General features: G+C 44.1%; 14 protein-coding genes. All 14 read left to right on the forward strand.

The genetic code is table 11. The features are described 5' to 3' along the window. The first annotated feature begins 1 nt into the window (after window position 1). The 14 genes from T344_RS0114655 to T344_RS0114720 all read left to right on the forward strand — a co-directional run bounded on the left by T344_RS0114655 (window position 2) and on the right by T344_RS0114720 (window position 18,913). Window positions 2-532, forward strand: coding sequence for a shikimate kinase (locus T344_RS0114655; protein ID WP_242842089.1), 531 nt, complete (start codon window positions 2-4; stop codon window positions 530-532). A gap of 132 nt (window positions 533-664) precedes the next feature. Next, a complete protein-coding gene (gene pcrA / locus T344_RS0114660) occupies window positions 665-3,070 on the forward strand; it encodes a DNA helicase PcrA (protein WP_027629340.1) in 2,406 nt (801 codons plus the stop codon). 441 nt (window positions 3,071-3,511) lie between these two features. After that, a complete protein-coding gene (yicI, locus tag T344_RS0114665; RefSeq protein ID WP_027629341.1) occupies window positions 3,512-5,830 on the forward strand; it encodes an alpha-xylosidase in 2,319 nt (772 codons plus the stop codon). Between the two features lie 127 nt (window positions 5,831-5,957). Next, window positions 5,958-6,527 (forward strand): RNA polymerase sigma factor, encoded by a 570-nt coding sequence (locus T344_RS0114670; RefSeq protein WP_027629342.1) that lies wholly within the window; start codon window positions 5,958-5,960, stop codon window positions 6,525-6,527. Between the two features lie 51 nt (window positions 6,528-6,578). Continuing rightward, window positions 6,579-7,055: an anti-sigma factor family protein gene (locus T344_RS0114675; protein WP_051571906.1), complete on the forward strand. Its 477-nt coding sequence runs from the start codon at window positions 6,579-6,581 to the stop codon at window positions 7,053-7,055. 24 nt (window positions 7,056-7,079) lie between these two features. Further along, window positions 7,080-7,784: a DUF2953 domain-containing protein gene (locus T344_RS0114680; protein ID WP_027629344.1), complete on the forward strand. Its 705-nt coding sequence runs from the start codon at window positions 7,080-7,082 to the stop codon at window positions 7,782-7,784. Then, window positions 7,754-8,134: a GerW family sporulation protein gene (locus T344_RS0114685; protein WP_004627323.1), complete on the forward strand. Its 381-nt coding sequence runs from the start codon at window positions 7,754-7,756 to the stop codon at window positions 8,132-8,134. The genes T344_RS0114680 and T344_RS0114685 overlap by 31 nt, the downstream gene beginning before the upstream one ends. Before the next feature lie 248 nt (window positions 8,135-8,382). Then, the gene (locus tag T344_RS0114690; protein WP_027629345.1) at window positions 8,383-12,459 is read left to right on the forward strand and encodes a DUF5695 domain-containing protein; all 4,077 of its coding nucleotides are present in this window, start codon (window positions 8,383-8,385) and stop codon (window positions 12,457-12,459) included. Between the two features lie 298 nt (window positions 12,460-12,757). Further along, complete coding sequence (hisZ, locus tag T344_RS0114695; protein WP_027629346.1) at window positions 12,758-14,014, forward strand: ATP phosphoribosyltransferase regulatory subunit; 1,257 nt, start codon at window positions 12,758-12,760, stop codon at window positions 14,012-14,014. 44 nt (window positions 14,015-14,058) lie between these two features. Beyond that, window positions 14,059-14,703, forward strand: a complete 645-nt coding sequence (gene hisG / locus T344_RS0114700) for an ATP phosphoribosyltransferase (protein WP_027629347.1) — start codon at window positions 14,059-14,061, stop codon at window positions 14,701-14,703. Window positions 14,704-14,799: 96 nt separating this feature from the next. After that, a complete protein-coding gene (gene hisD, locus T344_RS0114705; protein ID WP_027629348.1) occupies window positions 14,800-16,107 on the forward strand; it encodes a histidinol dehydrogenase in 1,308 nt (435 codons plus the stop codon). 22 nt (window positions 16,108-16,129) lie between these two features. Further along, window positions 16,130-17,206 (forward strand): histidinol-phosphate transaminase, encoded by a 1,077-nt coding sequence (gene hisC, locus T344_RS0114710; RefSeq protein WP_027629349.1) that lies wholly within the window; start codon window positions 16,130-16,132, stop codon window positions 17,204-17,206. A gap of 87 nt (window positions 17,207-17,293) precedes the next feature. After that, window positions 17,294-17,878, forward strand: coding sequence for an imidazoleglycerol-phosphate dehydratase HisB (gene hisB, locus T344_RS0114715; protein WP_004627259.1), 585 nt, complete (start codon window positions 17,294-17,296; stop codon window positions 17,876-17,878). A 153-nt stretch (window positions 17,879-18,031) separates the two neighbouring features. Next, complete coding sequence (locus T344_RS0114720; protein ID WP_027629350.1) at window positions 18,032-18,913, forward strand: phosphoribosylaminoimidazolesuccinocarboxamide synthase; 882 nt, start codon at window positions 18,032-18,034, stop codon at window positions 18,911-18,913. The last annotated feature ends 156 nt before the right edge of the window (window positions 18,914-19,069 follow it).

Here is a 19,069-nt window from a genome sequence, read left to right on the forward strand (position 1 = left end):
TATGTACAGAAAGGATTTACAAGTGAGAAATATCGTATTGATCGGGATGCCAAGTGCGGGAAAAAGCACGGTTGGCGTAATCATAGCAAAAAATCTCGGAATGAATTTCATAGATACCGATGTATTGATACAAACCCGGCAGGGCAAGCTTCTCCAGGAAATACTGGACACCGAAGGCACCGAGTCATTCCTGGAAATGGAGGAGGAGGCCATCCTGTCCATGGACTGCAGCAATACGGTCATAGCCACCGGCGGAAGTGTCGTATACAGCGGAAGGGCAATGGAGCATCTAAAGCGGAACGGTCTCGTAATATACCTCCATATTGCCATGGAGACGGTATATACCAGGCTGAGAAATTTAAAGACCAGGGGAGTGGTTCTGAGCAAGGGGCAAACTCTTGAAGACATATACAGGGAGAGGGTTCCTCTTTATGAGAAATACGCCGGCATCAAGCTGGACTGTTCAAACAATTCCATTGAAGATACTCTTGAAGATACCCTGGAAGCGGTTAAACGGGAATTTAGCCGGTAAAAACCGGCTGCCTTGATATAAAACGGCATATGAAATATAATTAAAAAGGGGTGTTAAAGGTTTCACATATATTTAAATTGTGTTGGCTTTGCGGCACGCCTTTTAACTTTGGTTTAAATTACGGAGGAAAAAATGGATTTATTGAACGGGTTGAATAAGGAACAAAAGGATGCTGTGCTTCACAACGAAGGACCGCTTTTGATCCTGGCGGGCGCTGGTTCGGGTAAAACCAGGGTACTGACAAACAGAATAGCATACCTTATCAGGGAACAAGGGGTTTTCCCTTCGAATATACTGGCAATTACCTTTACAAACAAGGCTGCAAGGGAGATGAGAGAGAGAATAGACAATCTCATCGGAGACCTGAGCAACGACATGTGGGTAGGGACCTTCCACTCCATATGCATAAGAATATTGAGAAGAGATATAGACAAGCTGGGCTATGACAAAAGCTTTGTTATTTATGATACGCAGGATCAGCAGGTAGTGATAAAAGAATGCATCAAAGAGCTGAATATAAATGAAAAGAATTTCCCTCCAAAATCGGTGCTTGAAGCAATAGGCAAGCAGAAGGATGAGCTTATTGATGCCGCGCATTTTGAAAAGCTGTATGCTTCGGATTTCCGCATGGGTAAAATTTCGAAGATGTACAGCCTGTACCAGAAAAAACTGAAAAACAACAATGCACTGGATTTTGATGATATCATAATGAACACTATCAGGTTGTTCCAACAGAATCCCGAGGTTCTGAACTACTACCAGAGAAAATTCAGGTATATCCTGGTGGATGAGTACCAGGATACAAATACGGCACAGTATACTCTGGTGAGGAATTTGTCCGAGGCCCATGGAAACCTTTGCGTCGTTGGCGACGACGACCAGTCCATCTATGGCTGGAGAGGCGCAAATATCAGGAACATCCTGGATTTTGAAAAGGACTTTAAGGGTTGCAGGACAGTAAAGCTTGAGCAGAATTACAGGTCGACACAGCATATATTGGATGCTGCAAACCATGTTATCAGGAATAACACCGGCAGAAAGAGCAAAAGTCTCTGGACCGACAACAAGGGCGGCAGCAAAATAGTCATGTGTGAAAACGACAATGAACATGAGGAGGCTCTTTATACTGCCAGGGAAATTCAGAGGCTTATAAGTGAGGATGACCGGAAGTTCAAGGACTTTGCGGTATTATACAGGATAAATGCCCAGTCCCGTGTACTGGAAGAAATGTTTATGCGTGAGGGGCTTCCCTATAAAATCGTAGGAGGTCAGAAGTTCTATGACAGAAAAGAAATCAAGGACATAATCGCATACCTTAGATTGATTCAAAACCCAACTGATAATGTCAGTTTGAAAAGGGTCATAAATGTTCCGAAGCGGGGCATCGGTGATGCAACTGTTGATCTTGCAGAAGATCTTGCACTTGAGAGCGGAGTCTCCATATTTTCAATAGTATCAAATGCCGATGAATGGCCGGCCCTGAAAAGAGCGGCAAATAAACTCAACAGTTTCTCCGCCATGATAATGAAACTCAGAACCATGAAGGAAAACATGGGGATTGCCGACTTGCTTGAAATGGTTGTGGACGACACCGGCATTCTCAGGGAATATGAGATAGAAAATACTGTTGAAGCCCAGTCCAGAATTGAAAATATAAAGGAATTGAAATCTGTTGCAATGGAGTTTGAAAAGCAGAGCGAAGACAACAGCCTGGAAGAATTCCTGGCGCATATCTCACTTGTATCGGACCTGGACAACCTTGAAGAGGAACAGGATTACGTCGTATTGATGACAATGCACAGCGCCAAGGGACTGGAATTCCCTGTTGTCTTCATTCCGGGTATGGAGGAGGGCGTTTTCCCCGGCTACAGAGCTATAACAGAAGGCCCGGAACAGCTGGAAGAGGAGAGAAGGCTTTGTTATGTGGGCATAACGCGTGCCAGAGAAAAACTTTATTTATCCAACGCCCGTTTCAGGACTCTATTTGGAAACTCCAGCTATAACAAACCATCCAGGTTTTTATCGGAAATTCCAGAGGAGTTGATAGAGTTTCCTTTCGGTCCTTCCAAAAGTTCCGCGCAGAAGCCACAGGAAACCGTAGGTTGGAGTAAAGCTCAAACCTGGAGTTCAAATCAAAGTTGGAGTTCTGCTCAAACCCGCGGAAGCTCCAAAGATTCCACAGTTAAGTCTGTGACAGCCGGAACAGGTTCTCTGAAGGATTTGCTCAACTCAAACCTCATATCGAGGGGATTCGGCGGAAATGGGGCTTCAGGCGGTGCCCCCGCCGGCAGGAATACTCCTCCGGCAAGCGGCATGCCGGGGAATAGTGCCGGAGCTGGGAGAGCTCCGGTGCCGGACTTCACAGCAGCGGGTACTGCCGACTACAGTGTCGGGGAAGAAGTGGAGCATAAGAAGTTCGGAAAAGGCACAATAACCAAGGTGACAGATGACAGGGGAGATCAGATGCTGGAAATCCAATTTGAAGGAGCCGGCATGAAAAGGCTGATGGCCTCAATGGCAAATCTAAAAAGGATATAGCCCAAGGTGCAAGCCGGAAGGCAGCCGGTGTTCATGATTATGTCTTAAAAAAGGAGCGGTGGAGCTGCTGCCGCTCCTGATATAATAACCCTTGTAAAATCGTGTTTACGAATGAGGGAAAGAAAATTATCTCGCATGATAGAATAAATTTATTATGAATTAACTTTTACCGTGCTAATCCATAGCTTGAAGTTGTACTCGCTACCTGCATAATCAGCATAAACTGTGCCGCTGGAAAGTTGAGCGACAAGTTAACCGGCTCAACGAGATAAACTATATTTAAATTTACCTGTTGTGCTAGTTGAAATTTTTGTTTTGGGTGCGCTCTTATTTTATGAAGTTAGTACGGAAGTCACCAGTTAATATAAAAAAATACACAGGTAAAGCAAAATTTAAATTAATTAACACAATGTGTTAAATTAATAGGGCGGAGGGATATTAATGAAGTTTACAGACGGATTTTGGCTTAAGAAGAAAGGGGTAAGCATTTATTCACCGGCAGAAGTAAGGGATTTCGTTACAAATGAAAAATCAATAATACTGTATGCTCCGGTGACAAGGATTTCAAACCGCGGACAGACCTTGCAGGGCCCCATGCTGACCATTGAAATAAGTTCGCCCAGCAGTGACATAATCAGGGTCGTTTCCAGGCATTTTATAAAGAAAATAATAAAGCAGCCTGAGTTTGAGCTCAATTACAGTAAAGGTTTTGTGCCGGAGATTTTGGATGAAGAAGGCCAGTTGGTTTTAAAAAGCGGAAAAACTTCGGTACGGGTGAATAAAAAGGATTTTTCCATAAGCTTTTATTATGAGGACAGACTCCTGACCAGGAGCGGCACAGGTCAGATGGGCTATATCACAACTGAAAACAGCGGTGCTTATATGCGCGAACAGCTGGATCTGTCCATTGGTGAATGTGTCTACGGCCTTGGAGAGAGATTCTCGGCTTTTGTCAAAAACGGACAGAGCATCGACATATGGAATGAGGACGGAGGAACTTCATCGGAACAGTCCTATAAGAATATCCCCTTCTATATCACCAACAGAGGTTACGGTGTATTTGTAAACCATCCGGAAAAAGTGTCTTTTGAAGTGGCATCGGAAGCTGTATCAAGAACGCAGTTCAGTGTTCCCGGCGAAAAGCTGGATTATTTCGTAATAGGGGGAAGTGACCTGAAGGAGGTCATACATAACTATACCGCAATGACAGGCAGACCGGCGTTACCGCCTGCATGGTCCTTCGGCCTGTGGCTGACGACATCCTTTACAACAAATTATGATGAGGATACGGTTTCAGCCTTTGTGGACGGCATGGCCCAGAGGGATATCCCCTTAAGAGTGTTCCATTTTGACTGTTTCTGGATGAAGGAATACGAATGGTGCAATTTTGAATGGGACAGGGAGGTATTTCCTGATCCAAGGAATATGCTGAAAAGGTTAAAGGAAAAAGGCTTAAAAATATGTGTGTGGATAAATCCGTATATATCACAGAAATCCCGGCTGTTTGAAGAAGCTGTGGAAAACGGTTATCTGCTGAAGCTGGAGGACGGAGAGGCCTGGCAGTGGGATTTATGGCAGCCCGGCATGGGGATTGTTGACTTTACAAACCCGGCCGCATGTAAATGGTATGGGGATAAACTGGAAGCGCTCATTGATATGGGGGTTGACTGCTTCAAAACCGATTTCGGAGAGAGGATACCAACCGATGTGGTATATCATAATGGTGCTGACCCTGTGAAAATGCACAATTTCTACACTTACTTATATAACAGGGCAGTGTACGAGGTACTTGTCAAAAGATTGGGAAAGGAGGAGGCAGTATTATTTGGCAGAAGTGCAACAGCCGGATCACAGAAATTCCCCGTACATTGGGGCGGTGACTGTGTATCCAGGTATGAGTCCATGGGTGAAAGCCTCAGAGGGGGACTGTCACTGTGCATGTCGGGTTTCGGTTTCTGGAGCCATGATATCAGCGGTTTTGAAAATACTGCATCCCCTGATCTGTATAAAAGGTGGTCGGCCTTCGGTTTATTGTCAACTCACAGCAGACTTCACGGCAGCAGCTCATACAGGGTGCCCTGGTTGTTTGATGGAGAAGCGGTTGATGTAGTGAGATATTTCAGCAAGCTTAAATGCTCGATTATGCCCTATTTGTTCAGCACAGCCTGCAATACCGCAGAGACCGGCATACCTGCAATGCGTCCCATGATTCTTGAGTTTGACAGGGACAGGGCCTGCGACTATCTGGACACCCAGTATATGCTGGGGGATTCCCTGCTGGTCGCTCCTGTTTTCAATCCGGAAGGCAGGGTGGATTATTACCTTCCCGGCGGAAGCTGGACCAATTTTATAACAAACCAACAGGTGACAGGCGGTACATGGCAGTATGAAAAGCATGATTTTATGAGTCTGCCCCTTATGGCAAGACCCAATTCAATAATTGCCGCAGGAAATAATGAAAATGTCCCCGATTATGATTATCTGGACGGGACGGTTCTTCATGTTTTTGAACCGAGGGAAAATGAACCTGCTTCTGCAACCATTTATTCAGTTAAGGGAAAACCAAAGGGGACTGTTCAGGTTCTCAGGAATGGAGATCAGGTATCGGTGGCTGTCAGCGGTTTAAAGAATTACAGCATAATAATGAGAAATATAAATCATATCTGTGATTTAAAAGGTGCAGCCTTTGAAGCCAATTCCATGGGCTCAAAGCTCGTTCCTCTGGAAGGTGCTCATAATATCACGTTTAAAATAGTATAGTTTGAAATTAATAAATTTTATTAATATACAAGTTGATTTTTTTAAAAAAGTTTTAGATTTTCTAAAACTTTTTTTGTTTTTGCGTGTATATATGTACAAGGCACAAGAAAAAGGTGGGATAAGGTAATTGGAGGTTTCGGATTTAAGTATATTTAGGGAATATGAAAAGAATAACCGAAGAGGTCTGGAACTTGTATATGAAAGATACAAAAAGTATGTCTATTCAATTGCCTATCACTATTCAGGAAACAGGGAAGATGCTCTGGATATAACGCAGGAAGTATTTATGTCGGTATTTAAAGCCTTTGGGAGCTTTAAGGAACAATATTCGATCCTTCCCTGGATAAAGAAAATAACTGTGAACAAGTGCCTGAATTTTTTAAGAAGCCGTAAGGAAAGTATTTCTTTAAATGAAACCACCGAAGGCGGAGACGAGCTTCAGAATATTATCAGCTCAAATGAGTACACCGAAGCCTCCATATTTTGCAGGGACACAAAGAAGGCGCTGGAGGAGGCTATAAGCAAACTCCCGGAGAAACAAAGAATTGCCGTGCTGCTAAGGCATATGAAGCAGATGAAGTATGAGGAAATAGCCGGGACAATGAAGGTTCCTCCGGGCACTGTAAAAACGCTGATACATAACGGAAGAGCAGCAATCAAGGATAATTTGATGAAACAGGGCATTTGGGAGGTTTAGCAGGTGCATAACATAAATATATCAGGCAGAAACTTAAAGCAGGAGGCTGGCATGAAGGAAAAATCAATCCTGAATCTTAACAGTGAAAATAACATCTCCATAAAGTGCGGAAAAATGGATGGAGCTTTGCTCCAGGATTATCTGGAAGGAACCATCGATCCCATTGAAAAGCTTTTTGTAGAAGCTCATTTAAATACCTGCAAGGACTGCAGAAGAGAATTATCCGAACTCAAGCTTATGTTTTGGGAGCTTGGGAACAAGAGCAATTACAGGGTGGAATATCCGCAGGAATTGGATGAAATGGCTGGAACCCTGATTGACAGGGTTTTGGGGAAAGAAGAAAAAAGCACTGCCAGAAAGCTGGTTGATTTGCAAGTTGGCAATTTAAAAGGATCAACGAGGTTTCTGGACTATCTTCCCGGGGCCAGGAGAACTCCGGAGGTCATAAAAAAGGCTTCCAGGAGTCTTGCAAAAGGGGTAGGAAAGGGAGTAAAAAAGGGAGTTGAAAGAATGCTGACAGCCAGGTGAATTCAGCTGTTAAGAGGAGGTAATATGCTGGTACTAACCGTTTTGGGGTATTTATTTATATATGTATTGTCAATATTGCTGGCGGTACTTCTGGTGATTTTATTAATCCCGTTCCAATATTATTTTACCGGTGAAAAAATGGAAAAGGAGTGGTTCAAGGTATCGGTTGCCTGGCTTTTCGGAGGCATTAGATTCAATATTTATTACAACTCCGGGAAGCTTTCCTCAAATATCAGAATCCTGGGAATTCATAAAAGCATTGAAAAAGGCCCAGGTAAAAAAGATACAGATGAAAATAAGGATAAGGAGCAAGAGAACGGGAAAAAGTCCAAAAATAAAAATCCTTACAGCTATTTAAATTATGAGGTAATGGAAAAAGGATTTCAATGTATTCTTAAATTACTAAATCATTGCAAACCGAGAAGATTCGTGCTTAAGGCCAGAGCCGGATTTGAAGACCCCATGTACACAGGTCTGCTGTGCGGCATACAGGGGATATGGAGTGCAATTTTAGATAAATATGATATTCATCTGCAGCCTGATTTTGAGGATGAAGAAATAAAAGGAAGCCTGAGCACCGGAGGCAGCATACAGTTATTCTATCTATTACTGGTTGTGATGGAATTTGTACTGGCCCGGCCGGTAAGAAGCATCTGGCTTAAAAATTTAAATATTAAAATAAAAAGGAGATTGAAAACATGGCAGACTTTGATTTTAAAGAGAACATAGGAACTATTTTTGACAAGCTGGAGAATTTTTTAAAGACTAAAACCGTAGTAGGCGAGCCCATTAAAATAGGCGAAACTACAATCGTACCGTTTATCAACCTGACCTTTGGTCTGGGAACCGGAGGAGGAAACGGCACCGATGAAAGAGGTAACGGAGGTATCGGCGGAGGCGGCGGAACAGGAGCGAAGATAGCCCCCACAGCAGTTCTGGTACTCCAGGGAGACAGGGTTGAATTGCTTCCCATAAAGAAATCAGGAGGACTGGATAAGCTGTTGGATTTGGTTCCGGGCATTGTGGAAAAAATAAATGAAAAGAAAGAAAAAGAAGTGGAAGAAAAACTTGAAGAATAGTAATTTATATTTATAACTGTCGGTATTTATACCGGCAGTTTAATTTTTTTAAGTAAACCATTAAAAAATTGGAATAATATGTAATAAATGGCATGATATGATTAAGGAAAGCAGGCAATAGGACAAACCTATGCAATAATTTACACATGAAACGGCGATTGGAGGTGAAGCAAGTACATATATTCTAAATTTCGCAAATCGATACCTGAAAAATGCTTTATATTAGAGTTGAAAGGAGCGAATTAGAAATGGGCAGTAATACCAAAGCATCAAAAGCACTTCTGTTTTTGGGGGTGGCAGGTTTTATCCTGTTATTGTCACTCTTTGTATTTCCGGCAGAATCATATGCATACAGCCTATCCAACAATTATTTTCAGGTTGAAACAGGTTCCTACGGTGAGATATCTTCATTAAAACTGACAGGCGACACATTTCCAACAAATTATGTTATGAATACAGTTAATGCACCGAAACAGAACACAGCCGGACACCAGTGGTTCGGTGAACTTATGTTTAAATACAGGCTGGGTAGCGGCGCCTGGACAACGGCAACCACCAACAAGTCGGCCGATGTCAGGTCTCAGAGTCAAAGCGGAAACACCGTAACGGTAACCTATCAGAATTCCGGAAATGCCAGCGGCATAAAGAATTTCAAGGTTGTTGAGACCTATTCACTGGTGAATGATTATCTCCTGTGGTCCATAAACGTTACAAATACAAGCTCGCAAACGCTTGAAATAGGTGATTTCGGACTTCCGCTCCCCTTTAATGAATTCTGGACCGGCGGAGACGCAATATATGAAACAAGAGCAGTTGACCATTCTTTTACGGGGAATAATTCATCATATGTCTATGCGACCAGACCAAGCGGATTGGGTCCATTTTTGCTGATGGTTCCCGATGCCTCAACGGGAGCCGGCTTTGAATATCAGGATCACTGGAGAACGCAAGAGCGTTCCTCCGAAGAGGCTGCCTGGTGTCAGGACCAGTCAGGCTGGCAAAACGGACTCAATGTATTTTATATTCACTCGAATGTCATAAAAAGTACAAACCGCGGATATCTTCCCAATACCAGTCTCGTACTTTCTCCAAATCAAAGCAAAACCTATAGCTTCAAATTCTTCAAGGTAAGTGACGAGGCCGCAATGAAGGAAAGGCTCTATACCGAAGGCCTTATAGATGTCAATGTGGTTCCGGGTATGATATTTGCCACAAATATGACGGCGAAGGTCGACCTGCATACCTCTAAAACCATAAATTCCATAAATCTTCCGGCGGGTGCGGCCATGACCTACCTCAACACAGTGGGAACCAATCACAGAATCTATTCGTTGACACTCAGCCAGCTGGGTCCCAACAACATAACCGTGAATTACGGGAATGGTGAGAAGACGGTACTCCAGTTCTATGCCATAGAGCCTGTGGACACTGCCCTGCAGAGGCACGCCACCCACATGGTCCAGAACACACAGTGGAATACCAGTGACATAAGGAACAAGGTATTTGACGACTGGATGCTGAACACAAAAGCAAAGAGAAATAATTTTGCAGGTTATTGGGGCTGGGGAGACGATTGGGGGTTGACCCACGGACAGTTTCTGGCTGAGAAGAATGTTTTGAATCCTGTCGCATCAGAAGTTGATGCTGTAGATGACTATCTTGAAACAGCCATATGGACAAACCTGATGAACGGCCATCATTCGGACTATCTCATACATGACTTTCTGATGTACGGGGAAAATACAACTCCGACATACAGAGGTTATGCATACCCCCATATTTACAACACCTACTTCAGCATGTACAAGATTGCAAAGCAGTATCCGGAGCTCATTACTTACAATAATTCAAGAAATACCTACCTCTTAAGGTGTTATAACATATTCAAGGCTTTATACGGCTCAGGTGTCTCCTATAACTGGAATACCGGATTGATGGGGGAATTGACCACTCCTGAAATCATTCAGGCTCTGAGGGATGAGGGCTATACCTCAGAGGCAAACACTTTGTCCGGGTATATGACCACCAAATATAATAATTTCAGGAACACCACCTACCCGTATGGATCGGAATACAGCTATGACAATACGGGAGAAGAAGCAGTATATACTCTGGCCAAGACCAATAACAACACCAATATGATGAATAAAATCAATCTTAAGACCAGAGCCTGCCGGGGTAATCAGCCTGTCTGGTACTATTACGCCGATCCCGTCACAAATTGCGGAGAGAACTGGTGGAACTTCCAATATACGACATCCCTTGCAGGATACTGTATGGATGATTGGATGAGGTATAATTCAACAACTCCCGAAATGGATGCCAGAATGGCATTTGCAGCAAAACTGGCCAACCTGTCGTGTATCAACTCGGGACAGATAAGTTCCGATCCTTTAAATCTCGGAGCTGTTTCCTGGACCTATCAGGCTGAAAAAGGAAATCTAGGAGGTCAGGGAGTTGGTAACGGAACCCTGGTCAACGGCTGGAGAGATATGGCCGGCGAAGCTGATCTCGGTTTATTCGGAGCATTAAAGATACTGAGCTCCGATGTTGCGGTCGATCCGGTGTTCGGTTTGTATGGATACGGCTGCGACGTAACACTGAGTGGCTCCAACTATACAATAATACCAAAGGACGGGTTGATGAAGAGGCTGAACCTTATAACTGAAAAGTTATATCTGGAGCTCGACAGGGATCAGTATACATCAGTCACGGTATCAAAAGCAAAGAATTATGTGCAGCTGAATCTGAAAAATCAGTACACTTCAGCGGCACATACCACAAAACTGAGCGTTACAGGCTTATTGGCCGGAACCTATGATATACTCATAAACAATGTGAAATCCGGAACCTTGACAGTTTCAGCCGGCAAAAAAGCAATTGCCAGTATAAGTGTCGGAACAGCTGCAAACTATGATATAAAAATATCAATTGGAACACCGGGGGCAAATACTGCTCCGGTTGTAAATGCCGGCCCGGCTGCAACCTTTGTAATGCCGGTTGTCACGCTGAACGGTACGGCTTCCGATGACGGGCTGCCCAATGGAGTGTTGACCACGAACTGGAGTCTGGAGAGCGGAGCCGGCTCGGCAAGCTTTTCAAATGCGGCCGGCCTGAAGACCACAGCTACGGTTTCAGCACCGGGAACCTACACATTCAAGCTGACGGCCAGCGACGGAGCGCTGTCAAGCTCTTCCCTGGTAACAGTTACTGTGACGGCAGCACCTGCAGACGGCTGTGTGACAAACCTTACCTTCAATGAAACCTCGGGTTCCACTGCATATGATTCTTCCGGCTTCCAGAGGAACGGAACCCTTAACGGCGGTGCCGGTTTTGCTGCCGGAAAGAATGGGAATGCCTTGAACCTCAACGGAAACAATCAGTATGTGAGTCTTCCCAACGGAGTTGTCTCCAATCTCACCGATTTTACGGCAGCAGCCTGGGTTAAAGTCAATTCGATTACCGATTGGGCCAGAATTTTTGACTTCGGAACCGGAACTACAAATTATATGTTCCTGACCGCAAGTGCAGGAGGTTCAGGACTTAGATTCGCAATAACCACTGCAGGCAATGGCAGTGAAAGTCAATTGAATTACGCATCGGGATTACCTTTACCTGCCGGTACCTGGAAGCATATTGCTGTGACTCTGTCAGGAAATACGGGCATCCTGTATATTGACGGCTCGGAAGTGGCAAGGAACGCAGCAATGAATATAAATCCGGCAGGCCTTGGAGATACAAACCAGAACTACATCGGAAGATCACAATGGTCGGGTGACAGCTATCTGAACGGAATGGTGGATGATTTCAAAATATATAATAGGGCACTGAGCCAGGCAGAAGTCAGATCACTGGCAGCAGGCAGCAGCGGAGAGACAAATGAAACCAACATTGCTGCAAATGCAACACCTTCAGCCTCCTTCTGTTCAAGCTGGGAGAGTGTCAATGCTCTGAATGACGGTTATGATCCTGCCGGCTCAAATGACAGGACTCATCTTGTTTACGGCAATTGGGACAACCCCGGAACTACCCAGTGGGTACAATACGATTTTGATAAGGCGTATACAATATCGAAATGTGATATTTACTGGTTCAGCGATATTGCAGACGGGGGCGGTATAGATGTGCCGGCTTCCTGTACAATAAAATACTGGGATGGCACCGGCTGGGTTAATGTTAGAAATTCCGGCACCCCCGGAGTACTTGCCGATCAGTATAACACCACTGTTTTTGATCCTGTTGAAACCAGCCGGATACGCGTTGAAATGACAGCAAAAGCATCAACCTCCACCGGAATCCTGGAGTGGAGGGTATGGGGCGGATAATGCATAAATGAAAGACATACAGGCTAATATAAGATGAGAAAGCTGTAAAAAAGTACCCTGTAAGGTGATATGGGATAGAGGCCCTGTATACTTTACAGGGTGTTTTTATTGGTGGAAAAGCCAGAATTATTTAATTCTTATTGACTGATATGATAAAATAAAATATAATAAATATAATTTATTGATTTATCAATTTAGCACTTTAGATAGATAAAGTAAAATTTTATTTTTAACCAATAAATGATTATGTAATGCCGATATTGCACATAAACCAAATTTTATTTAATGAGAGGTAATTATGTCAAAGTGGAAAATTTATACCCCCGATGGCTATCAGGATATCCTGTTTGATGAGTGCTATGCCAAAAGAGAATTGGAAAGCCGAATACGGAAGACTTTCAGGTCCTATGGCTTTTATGAGATAGAGACTCCTACAATTGAGTTTTATGATGTGTTTTCTTCAGATATCGAGTCCTTTCCTCAGGAGGCAATGGTCAAATTTTTAGATCCCAAGGGGCGCATACTTGTTTTGAGGCCTGATATAACCGTTCCGGTTGCCAGAATTACCGCCACTAAAAACAAAGATGTCCAGCTTCCCATAAAATATTCGTATATAGGTAATGTATTCAGGTTCAACGAGATTGGAGGAGGGCGGCAAAACGAATTTACCCAGGTGGGAGTTGAATTGCTTGGAGATTCCTCCTGCGAAAGCGATGCCGAAATCATTGCTGTTGCAATAAATACTTTGAAAGCAGCAGGGCTGGAGGATTTTCAAATAGATATAGGGCAGGTTGATTTTTTTAAGGGACTGGCCGAAGAGGCCGGTTTTTCGGAAAAGGACATTGCCGGAATATCCAGGCTGATTGACAGGAAAGATTATGTGGGTGTCGAAGAGCTCGTAAACCGTCATAATATATCAAAGGAATTAAAGGAACTGATTTTAAAGCTTCCAGGCTTGTTTGGCTCACTGGATCTCATAGAAAAACTTAAAAAGATAACAAAAAATGAAAGAAGCCGGGCTGCCCTGGAGAACATAGAAGAAGTCATAAATATCCTGGGAGATTACGGCCTGACAAAGTACCTGTCAATTGATCTGGGCATGTTGAAGGGCCCTGATTATGACACGGGAATCATATTCAGAGGCTTTACCTATGGAGTGGGTTTTCCCATACTTTCAGGGGGCAGGTATGACAGCCTTACATCAACATTTGGAAAGGACTGCCCGGCAATCGGCTTCTCAATCGGAATCAATATGCTGATGATGGCACTCGGCAAAACGCTCATGTCAAAAGACGGACCGGGTGTGGATTCACTGATCTGCTATAAGAAAACAAACAGAAAGAGTGCCATTGAAATAGCCGAGACTCTCAGAAAACAGAAAATGAACATTGAAACCATGATGGTGACCGGAAGCATTGAGAAAGGCCTGGAATATGCCCGCGCAAAGCAGATAGGCGGGATTGTTTTCATTGATGACGGCGGCAGGATCAAGGTTCACGATCTGGTAAACGATACTGTCAGTGAAACCAGTATTGAAACCATGTTAAATGGGTGAGAAGTGAAGGCAGAAACATTAAAAAGCGGGTCAGCGGAGGGAATATGAGGTATTTAACAATTGCACTTTCAAAGGGAAGGCTCACCGAAATGTCGGTTGAATTGTTCGAAGCCATCGGAATAGATTGTTCGGAATTAAAATCATCTACCAGAAAGCTCATTTTATCGGATGAGAAGAACAGGATTAAATTCTTTCTGGCCAAGCCGGCTGACGTTCCTACATATGTGGAATACGGTGCGGCAGACATAGGCATTGTGGGGAAGGATACCCTCCTTGAGGAGGGCAGGAATCTGTACGAAGTTCTGGATCTGGGCTTTGCAGCCTGCAAAATGGCTTTGGCGGGACCGGCCGACCTGCAGGGAAAAATAGATGAACTCACAATCAGAAGGGTGGGCACAAAGTACCCCAACATAGCCAGAAATTATTTTGAGAGGACAAGAAGGGAAAGTGTTGAGATAATCAAACTGAACGGTTCTGTGGAGCTTGCCCCTTTGGTGGGCCTGTCCGAGGTGATAGTGGATCTGGTGGAAAGCGGAAGGACACTGAAGGAAAACGGCCTTGTAGTCCTTGACACCATAGCCGATATCAGTGCGAGAATGGTGGTAAACAGAGTGAGTATGAAAATGGAAAATGAGAGAATACAAAAAATCATAGATGGGATACGTGCCCAGCTTTTGCTCAGACGCTAAAGAGTGAAGAAAGCAAAGAACAGGAAAGTCTGCATGCAGATGCCTGTTCTGGACCGGCGAGTGAAGCAGCAGCGTATTGAAGGAGGCAGGCAGAGTATGATAAACATATTGGATCTGACAAAAGATGAAGATGGCATAAGGGCTCAAGAGCTATATAAAAAGCTGGCGCAGAGGACAAAATCCAGGGATGGTGCCAGCATAATAAAAGTGGTTTCCGATATCCTTGAAAATGTCCGGGTAAACGGAGACAAGGCTTTGAGGGAGTATACCAGAATATTTGACAATGCTGAGATAGGGCCTGCCGAAGTATCCGAAAAGGAAATACTGGCAGCTTACAGTGAAATAGAACCGGAATTGCTGGAAACTATAAAAAGATCAAAACAGAATATCTGGAGTTTCCATGAAAAGCAGCTGCAAAACAGCTGGATCACTCCGAAGGAGGACGGAACTGTATTAGGCCAGCTGGTAAGGCCTCTGGAAAAAGTGGGGCTGTATGTTCCGGGGGGGACGGCACCCTTGATTTCCTCGGTGCTTATGACAGCTGTTCCCGCAAAGGTTGCAGGTGTTTCCAGGATAATTATGTGCACGCCGCCCTCAAGGGATGGGAGTGTAAATCCTGCCATACTTGTTGCCGCAAGGGAAGCAGGCATAGATCAGGTATTCCGGGTGGGCGGCGCCCAGGCTGTGGGTGCCATGGCTTACGGGACTGAATCAATTCCTGCGGTTGACAAAATATGCGGTCCGGGAAATGTGTATGTTTCCACTGCCAAGAGACTGATATATGGGGATTGTGACATAGATATGTTTGCAGGACCCAGTGAAATTCTGGTTATTGCCGATTCGACCGCAAAGCCGGAATATGTGGCAGCTGACCTGCTTTCACAGGCAGAGCACGATAAATTGGCCTCATCGGTCCTTGTTACAGATGATCCCAAGCTCATAGACCAGGTTGCCGTGCAGATAAAAGAGCAGCTTTCCGTACTGAGCAGGAGTTCAATTACTGAAAAATCCTTGCAGGATTTCGGCTTTGCAGTGCTGGTTGAAAATATTGAAGAGGCTATTGAGGTGTCGAACAACATAGCGCCCGAGCACCTTGAAATCTGTGTCGAGGAACCTATGAGTCTGATAGGCCGGATAAGGAATGCCGGTGCAATATTTGTAGGCAATTATTCTCCCGAACCTCTGGGAGACTATATGGCCGGCCCCAGCCATGTTCTTCCCACCAGCGGGACAGCAAGGTTTTCATCACCGGTCAATGTGGATCAATTTATCAAAAAGTCCAGTTTGATCTACTATAACAGAGGTGCTCTGGAGAGAACCAGCCAGGATATAATAAGATTTGCGGAGGCCGAACATCTGGATGCCCATGCCAATGCCATAAGGGTCAGATTTGCCGGAAAATAGAACAATGCTCACGGAGGTCAATATGATTGAAGAATTAATAAGGCCTGAGATACGGTCCTTCATACCGTATGATGCAAACCAGCAGCCATACAAAATAAAGCTTGATGCCAATGAAAGCCCATTTAATATGCCATTGAAAGCCCGGCAGAAATTGTCGGAGTTCATCCTGAACAATCCCGGACTTAACCTGTATCCCGACACCGATTCGGTAAAATTGAGAAAAGCCCTTTCGGAGCACTGGAAGGTTGATTACAGAAACATAATTGTGGGCACCGGCTCGGATCAATTGATTCAGATCCTTGCAAATGTGTTTGTAGGCCCCGGGGACAGAGTGCTGTATCCTGCGCCGTCCTTCGGCATGTATGCCGATTCCTGCATAATAGCGGGAGGAACGCCTGTAAAATATATTCTCCAGCCCGAAAACAGGTTTGAATATTCCAAACAGACTATATTGGAGGCTTATGACAAAGAGAAGCCCAAGCTGGTATATATCTGCAATCCCAATAACCCCACCGGAAATTTGATGCCAAGGGGAGATGTTCTTGAGGTGGCCGGATATTGTAAGAATGCCGTTGTCATAGTTGACGAAGCATATGCTGAATTTTGCGATGACACTGTAATTCCAGATACTGCTGAGTACGAGAATCTCATTGTTTTAAAAACCTTTTCAAAAGCCTTCGGTTTGGCCGGTATCAGGTGCGGATATTCAATAGCCGGATCCGGCCTGACAAATGCCGTAAATCTTGCCAGAGCACCATATAACATCAGCAGTCTGTCCCAACATGCCGCCCTGCTGGTTTTGGAGGAGAAGGCCGAGATAGCTCAAAATATATCCTATCTTGTAAACGAAAGAGAATGGCTTTCAAAAGAACTGACTAAAATACAGGGTATTGATGTATACAATTCATATGCAAATTTCATCCTGGTCAGAGTTGATAACTGCAGGGAAGTATATAAGAAATTATGTGAAAAAGGTATTTTTCTGAGAATATTCGGAGCTTCACCGCTGCTGGAAAACTGCCTGAGAATCAGTGTAGGCACACGTCAACAAAATACCGTACTGCTTGATGAACTAAATACTATCTGTTATAATAAATGACGAACATTAAATTCAAATTATCAAAAAAAGTTCGGAATTTTAACTGCCATTTCGAACCGCGGATAATGATGAACGGGGGGATACCTTTTGAGAGAAGGTTCGGTTATCAGAAATACAAAAGAAACCCAGATAAATCTTAAAATCAATATTGACGGCAAGGGGGACTGCACTGTCAACACGGGAATAGGATTTTTTGACCATATGCTTGTGCTGCTTGCAAAGCACGGTCTCATTGATGCTTCTTTCGAAGTAAACGGTGACCTGCATGTGGATGCCCACCACACGGTGGAGGATACCGGTATTGCTTTGGGTCTTGCAATAAGACAGGCGCTGGGAGACAAGAAATCCATAAAGAGATACGGTACGGTATTTGTGCCCATGGATGAAGCTCTGGTACAGGTTTCTCTTGATTTAAGCGACAGGCCTTTCCTGGTATTTGATGCATGCATGACTCAACAGATGGTAGGGCAGATGGATACTCAGCTGGTGGAGGAATTTTTCAGGGCGGTGGCTTTTAATGCCGGAATAACCCTTCATATAAAGCTGCTGCATGGCAGCAACTGCCACCACATAATAGAAGCAATGTTCAAAGCTTTCGGAAGAGCGTTGGATGAAGCCACAAAAATTGATACCAGAATAGTTGGAGTTATGTCCACAAAAGGTACTCTTTAAACCTGATTTCCAGGGATGATTAATAATTAACCCAAATATTTGTTCTGGATATTTGTACGGGAATTTTTAGTCACTCCTGTATATAAATTTTACCAGGGAATGATAAATATAAAGCAATAGGGCAGAAGCCGCTATAGGGATTTGGAGGATACCATGCTTATCAACAACACTGATTTTATTAAATTGCCTTTATTCATCAAAGGCAAAGTGAGAAACGTTTATGATCTTGGAAATGAACTGCTTATTGTTGTAACTGACAGGATATCGGCATTTGATGTTGTCTTTTCCGAATTGATTCCCAATAAGGGAAAGGTTCTTAACAGCATATCAGCTTTTTGGTTTGACTATACAAAAGATGTCATAGGAAACCATGTAATAACCACAGATGTAAGTAAATATCCGGCCGGACTTTCTCAATTCAGAGAAGAGCTGGAAGGCAGATCAATGCTGGTAAAGAAAATAGAAATGGTGCCTGCCGAATGTATTGTAAGAGGTTATCTTGAAGGCTCGGGCCTCAAGGAATACCAGCAGACCGGTTCAATATGCGGGATCAAGCTTCCTGCCGGTCTCAGGCAGGGCGACAGGCTGCCTGAACCCATCTTCACGCCGTCCACCAAGGAATCGGAGGGACATGATATAAATGTATCCTATGAGGTGCTCTGTGAAAAAATCGGTTCGGAGTTGGCTGATAAATTGAAGACCGCCAGCATCAACCTTTACAAGAAGGCCAGCAAACATGCTGAAAGTGTGGGCTTGATACTTGCCGATACAAAGTTTGAATTTGGTATGTCCGACGGAGAGCTTGTAGTTGGAGACGAAATGTTTACGCCTGACTCCTCAAGGTTCTGGGCTATGGACGAATACCAGCCGGGAAGGGCGCAAAAGAGCTTTGACAAACAGTATCTCAGAGAATACCTTGAGAGCCTGACCTGGGATAAACAGCCTCCCGCACCGGCCCTCCCCGAAGAAGTAATCAGGAAGACCGAGGCAAAATACATCGAAGCCTATGAAAAAATAACGGGTCAGAAGTTCTAAAAGCAGTTTAATGCGTTGAGCCGGGCTGTTCGGATTGTCACCTTGTTTAATTATGCTGGTGCGATACATTGATTTAAATTAGCGCCGAAGTACCGGTGTAATCAGTGCTAATTTAACCCGTTGTGCTAATTAAAATTTTGTTTTGCTTTACAGATT

It is taken from the genome of Ruminiclostridium cellobioparum DSM 1351 = ATCC 15832 (assembly GCF_000621505.1).
Lineage (GTDB): Bacteria > Bacillota > Clostridia > Acetivibrionales > DSM-1351 > Ruminiclostridium > Ruminiclostridium cellobioparum.